Source organism: Clostridioides sp. ZZV15-6598 (assembly GCF_020657705.1).
GTDB lineage: Bacteria > Bacillota > Clostridia > Peptostreptococcales > Peptostreptococcaceae > Clostridioides > Clostridioides difficile_F.
Window position 1 is genome coordinate 1 of sequence record NZ_JAGWCS010000346.1, and the last position, 380, is coordinate 380.

A 380-nucleotide genomic window follows, 5' to 3' on the forward strand; every position below is an offset into this window, starting at 1 on the left:
GTAGAAGTTGAGATAATAGAAGTATGTTATGATTTTGAGAAAATGGCACTTGAAATAGAGAAAAATAAAATACTTCCAAATGAATTTGCAAGACTTATAAGAGAAGGTTCTTCAAAGTAATAATAGAAAATAAAATTTTTTGGTTCATATATTCAAATAAGTGAATATGTTCATATAAAGGAGTTGCTTTAAATATGAGTGATAAAAAGGGAGGACTTAGTGTATTTGAGAAATATCTTACAATTTGGGTTGCTTTATGCATCATTATTGGTGTTGCAATCGGAGTATATCTACCACAAATATCTAAGACTTTAGATAAATTTACATATGCTCAAGTATCTATACCAGTTGCGATACTTATATGGCTTATGATATATCCA

1 protein-coding gene is annotated in these 380 nt (G+C 27.9%); it reads left to right on the forward strand.

Annotation, left to right across the window (positions count from 1 at the left end; translation table 11 throughout):
* Positions 1 to 194: 194 nt before the first annotated feature.
* The coding region (locus tag KGF50_RS21970) for an arsenic resistance protein (protein ID WP_413926860.1) at positions 195 to 380 on the forward strand (186 nt) is incomplete at its 3' end.